The organism is Aurantiacibacter xanthus (genome assembly GCF_003584015.1).
GTDB classification, from domain to species: Bacteria; Pseudomonadota; Alphaproteobacteria; order Sphingomonadales; family Sphingomonadaceae; genus Alteraurantiacibacter; species Alteraurantiacibacter xanthus.
Window position 1 is genome coordinate 172,550 of the sequence record NZ_QXFM01000144.1, and the last position, 7,726, is coordinate 180,275.

Consider the following 7,726-nt stretch of genomic DNA (forward strand, 5'->3'; position numbering starts at 1 on the left):
AACGACTTAGATGAGGGCGCAAAGCCGTCAGTCCAGGCCGCGCATTCCCTCAAATTCCAAAGTCCATTGATCGACTGCGCTCCTTGGTGAGTTCCTGTTCGGAAACCTTGGGGTCTTTTTCAGCCATCGCCTTACGCGTCCCCGCCTGAGCAGCCGCCGTCAAGCGCTTGGTCACCTCGAGAGCCGATGATTTCTCCCCCTTGTTCTTCGAGACGGCGGCACCGAGCCTTGTGGCGCTGTCAGCCACCAGCGTCAGGTGATCGCGAAGGCGTGTGACGGTGACCAAGAATGTCTTCTGGTTGGCAAGGTTGCGCTCGCGGCTGTCCATCACGGCAATGCCGCGGTCTGATGTGAGGCCCTGCGCCATGTGGGCATTGAGCGCGTAGGCAAGATCAAGGCGCTTCAGCATCGGATCGTCTTTGCCGAGCCTGTGCTCCACACCCTTGGTAGTCTCGACAGTGATGCGGTCGCCGTCGATCTGAACAACGCGCGCCCGGTCGGCATTGAAAAGCCCGCGCCGATGATTGTTCCTGGTCCAGCGAATGCGATCGCCCTGGTGGATCTCGAGCTTGCGCCGGTCGAACAGGGCCAGGTTGTCGTCCTTTCCCATTCGGCCGATGCGCGACGGCTTGAGCTGGTGCAGCTTGCCCTGCCTGTCCTCGAGTTCGACGGAGACCTTCCGGTCATCCACCTTGCGCACAGTATATTCGCCCCGCTTGAGACCAAGCGCGCGCTCGAGTTTTGCAACCTCGAGAACCATACCAGGTTTGTAGGCGGCAAGGTAGCGCAGCTCCTCCCGCGTGAGATTGGCACGGTCGAGGACGTCGAGCTGGAGCTTCTCCGGGCCGATCTCACCATTGGCGGCAAGGCCGGTCTGGACAGCCTGGTTGACGGCGGCACGGATCTTCCGTCCCGAGGCATAGATCGCGGTCCTCTCCCTTTCTTCCGGCGATAGCGACAGCCAGCGCTCAGCAGCGACTATCGCTCCATCGCCCTTGGCTTCGACCGTGTTGCCCTTGAGGTGGTCGAGTGCCGTGCGAACCAGTCCCGCCTGCGCAGCCGCCTGTGCCTCGCGCAGGAGCGGATCGCGTCCGCGCAAATTGGTGTTCATTTGGGCCTGCGCAATTCCTCCCTGTTGCAGGAGGTCGAAAGGCTTGCCGGCATCAACCGCACCCAGTTGCTTGCGATCGCCCATCAGGACAAGCCGCTGGGCACCGCCGCGATTGGCGATGCGGACAAGCTGCTCCTTGTCGGCATTCGAGACCATCGAGGCCTCGTCGACGATAAGAACACTGCCGCCCAGTTCCTTGCTCGCCTCACGATCAAGACCTGACCGTCCCTCCCCCTCGCTGATCGGTCCCCAGCGCTTGAGGAAGCTTGCGAGGGTCTGCGCCTCAATTCCCGTGTCGCGTTCGAGCATCTGCACCAGCGTGTTCTGCACCGAGAGACCGAGCACCTTGTGACCTTCTTCGCGCAGCACATCGGCGACAGGTTTGAGCACGCTCGACTTGCCCGCACCGGCAACGCCCTGCACAGCCACAGTGCGATCGCGCGAAGTCAGGATAAGCCGAGCTGCGCCGAGCTGGCCTTCGTTCAGCTTGAAGCCCTGATTGATAAGAGCCGATGCCTGGACACTGGCGTCGGCGTGACGCTCGGTGAGGATGGGTTCGACCGCGCCCTTGCCTGCATTTGCCCAAGCGAGGATGCGCGCCTCGCGCTCGACTTCTTCGCGGCTGGCCAGCCAGCCCTTGTGCTTGCCCTTGCCCCGCAACAACTGCCCCGAACGAACCAGCGAGCGCACCGCTTTCTCGACATGCCCGATGGTCGTGGGAAGGCCAAAATCGAGCGCTGCCTTGTACAGGTCTTCGCGCGCAAACCCCGCCTCGCGCTGCGACAGGTGGCGCACGGCAAATGCCACGGCTTGGGCCGCCGCAATCTCCTGAGGCCCCCGCTTGAGGACATGGTCGGGAACCAGCGGATCGCGTTCTTTCCCTTTGATGCGTTCGGCAAAGTCCTTGAGCAGCGCCAGGCCCCGCTCGACCAGATTGGGCACTTTTGCATCGGCAGCTTCGCGCTCGCTGGCCCTTGTCTTTGCGGTATCGACCAGTCGCGGAAGATCGAGACCGACAGTCTGCGCAGCCGCCTGCCATTGCTCGCCCAGGACCGTGCGATCCTCGATTGGCTGCTTGGGCGAACGCGTGGCAAGGGCCGCGATCTTGCCTGCTTCCAGCCCCGGACCACGGCGCGCTTCAAGCACTTCCTTCCGCCGCGATGAGAAGACCATCACCTGCTCGCGCGTAATCCCGCGGGCCTCGAAATTTCCGTGCTTGCCGACCGGTCCGGGCTCGTAGCCGAGCTTCTCGACCGCAATCCGGAAGCGCGCCATCGCCATGGAATTGAGGAGAGTGCCGAGCGCAAAGAGCTTGTCGTTCTTGAGCGTGCGCCACTTGCCATCGGACCCTCGTGTCACATTGGCGACGACCGCGTGGAAATGCAGGTTGGGCTCCTGGTTGCGGTTGGTGTCGTGCTGGAAGAGGCCGATGGCGAGATTGCCGGTGGCCACGGTCTTGACCTTGCCGCGTTCGACAAGGCGCGTTTCAGCAGCATTCTTTTCGGCCCATTTGAGCGCCTCGGTCACCGCCTCGCGGTAGGCAGCAACGATCCGCTCGTCCTTGCCGACCAACGCCAGCAGCGACCAGCTCTTGGGCAGCGAGAAGGTTAGATCCGTGCCCGGCCGATGCGCCTGACCGGGATTGCCGACGCTCGTTCCATCGGGGAGCTCACCGCGCAACAAGGCATCGAATTGCATGGTCTCGACGACCCCTGACAAACCGAGTGATTTCGCGCCTTCGCCGACCCATTGCCCGGACCGATCGGCATCGGCCCGGGCATAGTAATTATCGTCAGCAAAGTAGCTGGCGGCAGCAGAGGGCGATCGCACATTGGCAATTGAGAGCATTGCCCTAGACCTCCAACGAGCCCGCTGCTGGCACGTGCCCGCACATCAGATATCCGGCTCGATATCGCCCACGTCGGGTTCGTCCCGGTCAGGCTTGTCGCGGTCCCTGTCATGCGCGGCACCACCAAGCAGACCCTGCTGTCGGCGCTCCTGGTCGGCACGATAGCGCGCTTCTCTGCTCGCCCTGGCGCGGTCCGGATCATGGTCGTCACCGCTCTTCGCGGACCGACCCTTGGTGGTCTCATCGCGTGCCCGATCCTTGTCGGTGCCAAGCGTCAGTTCGCGTTGCCGATTACCCTTTTGGTCTGCGCGCCCATGCGCCTTGGCGGGGTCTTCGCTGCGACCCGATCTGCCACGTTCGTTGGCCAAATCCTTGTACTGCGCTTCCTCACTCGATCGGTCTCTTGCGCGTTTGCGCCGTGACCTCCGGTTCGGCCGCTTTTCCTGATCGCTATCGAGTTGCTGCCCGCGGTGCTTCTCGTCACGGCGACGGCGTTCACCGGAATCGTCGCTGTCACCGTCATGATGCCCGCTATCGTCGTCTTCGGGCGGTTCAACGGTGCCGGGCTTGGGAGCAGGTCTTGCGAGCTTGGGTATCTCGCGGGGAATGAAACCCTCGGCAACGCGGGGCCAGTCCTGCGGCTCAAGCGTGATCGGCGCAGTTGGAAGCCCTTCAGGAAACTTGATGTAACCCTCCAGGCTCTTCAGCCCCATGAACTCGTCGGGAAGCAGCAGCGGTGCGATCTCGCGGCGGGCGGTCAGGCTCACCGCATCGCGGGCACTGTTGTGCCCATAGCTCTGGTTCTCTTCGACCTCGCGCACCTCGCGGTGACCGACAGTGTCCGAGCACCAGGTGGCCGTCTCGCGGTCAGCGGTACCGAGCATGAGTTTGGTCTTCGCGAGCGATGACAGGGTCATCGCCATGTTCTCTCCATATACCTCCTTCAGCTTGGCATAGGCATGCACGCCGGTAACAATCGCGCCGCCGTAGTTGCGTGCGGTCTGCAGTCCCTTCTCGAGCGAAGGAAGCCGATGCAGCGCGCCCAGCTCGTCGATCAGGAACCACAGTCTGAGGTCAGACGAAGTCCGCCCGGTCATCAGCGTGTTGATCGCCGTATCGAGCCAAAGCGTGAGCATCTGCGATAGGACGGTGAGGTCAGCATAGCGCGCCGAGAGGAACAGGAACGATCCCTCCATGCCGCCGCCCTTGACCCAGTCACGGATCGAGAACGGCTTCCCTTCGGTCGGCAGCAATTGCAGCGCCTTGGCATTGACGTTGAACACCGCGCGCACCGATTCCGCCATCTTGGCGGCCTGCGGATCGGTCATCGGCCCCGCCATCGTATCCTCGAGCAGCTTGTGCAGGTCGGAGAGATTGGCGTTCATCAGGTCGCTTGCGAGCGCCGCGTTGGTGCCCTTGCCCTTCTCGACGAGCTTGAGGCAGGTCTCGACGAACAGGGTACGTGCTGCGAGCACCCAGAACTGCTCTGCTCCGCCGCCGTCATGCGGTACGAGCGATTCCGCAGCGGCATGGAACTCGGAACTGGTGGTGCAGTCGTTGAACACGCTCCAGGCCGGACAGCGGGCATCAAGCGGGTTCAGGATGACGTCGCGTTCGGGCTCGTAGAAGGCCTCGATGAAGGCCCCTGTGAGATCGAAGATGACCGCGCGTTCTCCCCTCTGCCTGATCTCGTCGACGAGTTCGAAGAGCGCCACGGTCTTGCCCATGCCCGTGGTGCCGACGAGCATGGCGTGGCCCTGTTCCTGCCGCCACGGGTAGCTGACACCAGCGAGATGCGCGGGCGCATAGAGCCCCGCTTCCTGCAATGCGTTGCGACCAGCGAGCCGCCATTTCCAACCCAGCTCACGGCCATATTCGAGGGCGCGCTTGCCGCGATTGTGGCGCGCGATGTCGGTCTTGAGTTCGGGCAGCGAGACGAGGCGCGCACCGCGCAGGTGGCGCCTGGCTTTGGACTTCTCACCGAAGTGCTCGGCAACCCACCAGAAGAGTGCCATGAGCGGCACAAGGCACACCGTGGAGAGCACCACCGCCTGCTTCACCGTGGCGAAGAACAGGTCCCATGCTTCGCGCATCGGCGGGAAATCCCGGACCACCGCCATGGGGAAAGCAACCATGTCGCCATCGGGCAGGCGTAGGTTCACGAGCTTGGCCGGATCGAACTCCATGAACATGTAGCCCGAAGTATAGAGATGCATCCACAGCAGGTAGGCCTGGTAGTCGTCGAGCGCGCTGCTGACCTGCCACCAGCAGGTCCCCAGCACGACCAGTGCAGAGATGATGAGCGGCAGCTTGAAACCGGCTGCAAACATGAAACCGAAGTGTCCCAGGAGCTGGGTGCCGCGGGTGAAGTTGACGATACTATTCTTCATCGCCGGCCTCCTTCGCACGCGCAGGAATGAAGCCGAGCTGGGCCAGGCGGCGGTGGTAAGCGGCATGGGTTCGCTTGCGCAGAGTGTCGTCGGGATGGCTCGCCAGCAGCGCATCGAGCGCCGTGGTGAGGAACACCATCTGGCGAGCCGGATCGCTTCCGCCGGGACGATCTGCATGATCGTTGTCGCGGTTCCAGGCGGTGACCAGGTGATCACGAATGACCACGCTCACGCTTGTATCGCGGGTGTTTGACTGCTCCAGAATCCAGTCCGCAATCAGCGGCGGGACGTAGGTCTGGAGGACCCTGTAACGTTGCATTTTTTCCAAGCTCCTTGTGCTCAAGAAGCCTGGTTCGACCTGCGGAAGGCGAGGATCACAGTAAATAACGAAGGCCATGTAGGAAAACGAAAAGTTCCCTATCTATTCCAGCGCTTTAGACGAAGATGAATTGCAGCCAATTTGCGAATCCAAATCGCGATTTGCGGTCAAATCGGTCGATGCACATGCCGAATTTGCACTGCAACCGATTGAGAACATTAAAAGAACAAAGGCAGCCCCGCTGCGTCCGGTGTGCAAGTCGTAACCAAGTGCGCGGGTGGTGACCAGTGACCCTGGCCGTTGTGTCTTAGCGGCCATTGACCGCCCTTGCCGAGGGAGCGTGAGCAACCCCCTCGACCTGACCCTTGCCTGCGAGCGGCAGTGTTCAGTCTCCATTCCCGAAGAGAGATCGCACCTGCGCAAGAGGGACCGGCCAAGGACCACGTGTGGAGCGGCAGGAACGGGGACTGTCGGTCCTGCCGCGCGCGCTGGTCCGACCCGGTTCCGGTGCGCAAATGCGTGCGGGGCCCAAAAACAAATCAGGCCGCGCCCTCAGGAGCGCAGCGCGAGCTGCGCGGGACAGAGCGCGTCCACAGCCCCGCTCAATTTCTCGGACCGTTGCCAACGCAGGCGAGCACAAAAAAGGGCGGGAACCGTTTCCGGCCCCGCCCTCTTCGGCGCTTCAATATTCGTCGAGTAGCCCTCCGTGGACCGTGTGCACCACGCGGTGTGCCAGGTGTGCCGGAAGCGCGTTGTAGTCGCCCTCGTCGAGTGCGAAGTAACCCAGATCGTCGTCCTCGATCACGTGCTGGTCGAAGAAGCTGTGCATTGCCCGCCGTTCGGCCGTGGCAAGTGCCTCGAAGTAGCTGTTCGAATTGGTCTGAACCGTTGCAAGTGTAGCCATGATATCCTCCTGATTGTGCCGGGAAGCCGACAGGAGGTTGGCGGACGGGGATGCGGCCGCCGGGTCACAGGATCGCCCGCATGGGCGACCGCGCCAGCGGCGGTGGGGGTAACGGTTTTGTCGGACCGCAGCGCAAGCGAAGGGGAGGCAAAATCGTGGGGCCCCGCCGTCCTTGACGCGGTGGTTGCAGCTCCGTCAGCATGGGAGTTCCGTGAGCCAGGACCCTCTCACCTTTCCTCCTGGTGCGGGGTCAGATTCCATTTTCCTACATGCCTGTATCCGGAGCAGGATGCGTGCAGGCTGCCGCCACAAGGGGATTTTGGAAAGGACCCCCATATGCCGTCGCAACGTAGCGCGATTACCGCATTGAAGAAACTCGAAGCCGACCGGGAAGCGCTCGACCAGCGCCAGCGCGAACTGGAAGAGAAAGCTGCCGTTGAACTGGGTCAGATGCTTCTCGGCACCGGTATCGAGACCTTCTCGAAGAAGGGCATCAGGAAGGTCGGAGAACTGCTCGGCAGGCTGGGCGAAGAAGAAGGCCTGCGGCGGCTGGAAGCTGCCCGCCCTGCCCCCGCTCGCGAGCCCCAGGCATCGTCGGGTTAGAACACAAAGAGAGGCGCTGTCCGGTCCGGACAGCGCCCCTCTGATGGGGATTGATGATGATGGATGTCAGTCGATCTCGGGTGCGTCGGTGTTGTCGTTGTCGTCACCCGACCCGTTGCCGCGAGAGAGAAAGTCGACCTTGTCGGCGAGGATCTCGGTGCCGTAGCGCGTGACCCCGTCCTTGTCCTCCCACTGGGTGTAGTGGATGCGGCCCTGGACACTTACCAGCTGGCCTTTGGAGCAGTACTGGCCGACGGTCTTGGCGAGGCCGTTGAAGCAGGTCACCCGGTGGAACTCGCTTTCCTTGGCGGTGTAGCCGTTCTCGTCCTTGTAGGTCTTGCCGTCCTTGTCGCGAGCGGGGCGATCGGTGACGACGGTGATCCCGGTGACATTGGTGCCGCCCTTGGTCTCGCGGGTGTCCGGATCGCGAGCGATGCGGCCGGTGAGGATTGCGATATTGGTCATGATAGTAGTCCTTCAGTTCCTCAAACCGGAGACCATCTCCGGCTTGCGAACATCCAGAAGAAGCAGGGCATGGGAGGACTGCACC

6 protein-coding genes are annotated in these 7,726 nt (G+C 62.6%); 1 reads left to right on the forward strand and 5 read right to left on the reverse strand.

Annotation, left to right across the window (positions count from 1 at the left end; all coding sequences use genetic code 11):
* Positions 1-49: 49 nt before the first annotated feature.
* From mobF to D2V17_RS20230, 4 genes are all read right to left on the reverse strand, one after another.
* Positions 50-2,959, reverse strand: a complete 2,910-nt coding sequence (gene mobF / locus D2V17_RS20215) for a MobF family relaxase (RefSeq protein ID WP_119594938.1) — start codon at positions 2,957-2,959, stop codon at positions 50-52.
* 45 nt (positions 2,960-3,004) lie between these two features.
* Positions 3,005-5,350, reverse strand: a complete 2,346-nt coding sequence (locus D2V17_RS20220; RefSeq protein ID WP_119594939.1) for a type IV secretion system DNA-binding domain-containing protein — start codon at positions 5,348-5,350, stop codon at positions 3,005-3,007.
* Positions 5,340-5,669 (reverse strand): hypothetical protein, encoded by a 330-nt coding sequence (locus D2V17_RS20225; RefSeq protein WP_054525572.1) that lies wholly within the window; start codon positions 5,667-5,669, stop codon positions 5,340-5,342. Before D2V17_RS20225 ends, D2V17_RS20220 begins: the two co-directional genes overlap by 11 nt.
* 682 nt (positions 5,670-6,351) lie before the next feature.
* The gene (locus tag D2V17_RS20230; protein WP_119594940.1) at positions 6,352-6,573 is read right to left on the reverse strand and encodes a hypothetical protein; all 222 of its coding nucleotides are present in this window, start codon (positions 6,571-6,573) and stop codon (positions 6,352-6,354) included.
* Positions 6,574-6,909: 336 nt separating this feature from the next.
* Between D2V17_RS20230 and D2V17_RS20235 the strand changes: the two genes are divergently transcribed.
* Positions 6,910-7,176, forward strand: coding sequence for a DUF6437 family protein (locus D2V17_RS20235; RefSeq protein ID WP_119594941.1), 267 nt, complete (start codon positions 6,910-6,912; stop codon positions 7,174-7,176).
* A 66-nt stretch (positions 7,177-7,242) separates the two neighbouring features.
* On the opposite strand, the gene D2V17_RS20240 is transcribed toward D2V17_RS20235, so the two are convergent.
* Positions 7,243-7,641 (reverse strand): single-stranded DNA-binding protein, encoded by a 399-nt coding sequence (locus D2V17_RS20240; protein WP_119594256.1) that lies wholly within the window; start codon positions 7,639-7,641, stop codon positions 7,243-7,245.
* Positions 7,642-7,726 lie beyond the last annotated feature (85 nt).

Bases quoted from the DNA above. Each gene is read 5' to 3' on its own strand.
- mobF (WP_119594938.1), bottom strand. From the start codon at position 2,959: ATGCTCTCAATTGCCAATGTGCGATCGCCCTCTGCTGCCGCCAGCTAC.
- D2V17_RS20220 (WP_119594939.1), bottom strand. From the start codon at position 5,350: ATGAAGAATAGTATCGTCAACTTCACCCGCGGCACCCAGCTCCTGGGA.
- D2V17_RS20225 (WP_054525572.1), bottom strand. From the start codon at position 5,669: ATGCAACGTTACAGGGTCCTCCAGACCTACGTCCCGCCGCTGATTGCG.
- D2V17_RS20230 (WP_119594940.1), bottom strand. From the start codon at position 6,573: ATGGCTACACTTGCAACGGTTCAGACCAATTCGAACAGCTACTTCGAG.
- D2V17_RS20235 (WP_119594941.1), top strand. From the start codon at position 6,910: ATGCCGTCGCAACGTAGCGCGATTACCGCATTGAAGAAACTCGAAGCC.
- D2V17_RS20240 (WP_119594256.1), bottom strand. From the start codon at position 7,641: ATGACCAATATCGCAATCCTCACCGGCCGCATCGCTCGCGATCCGGAC.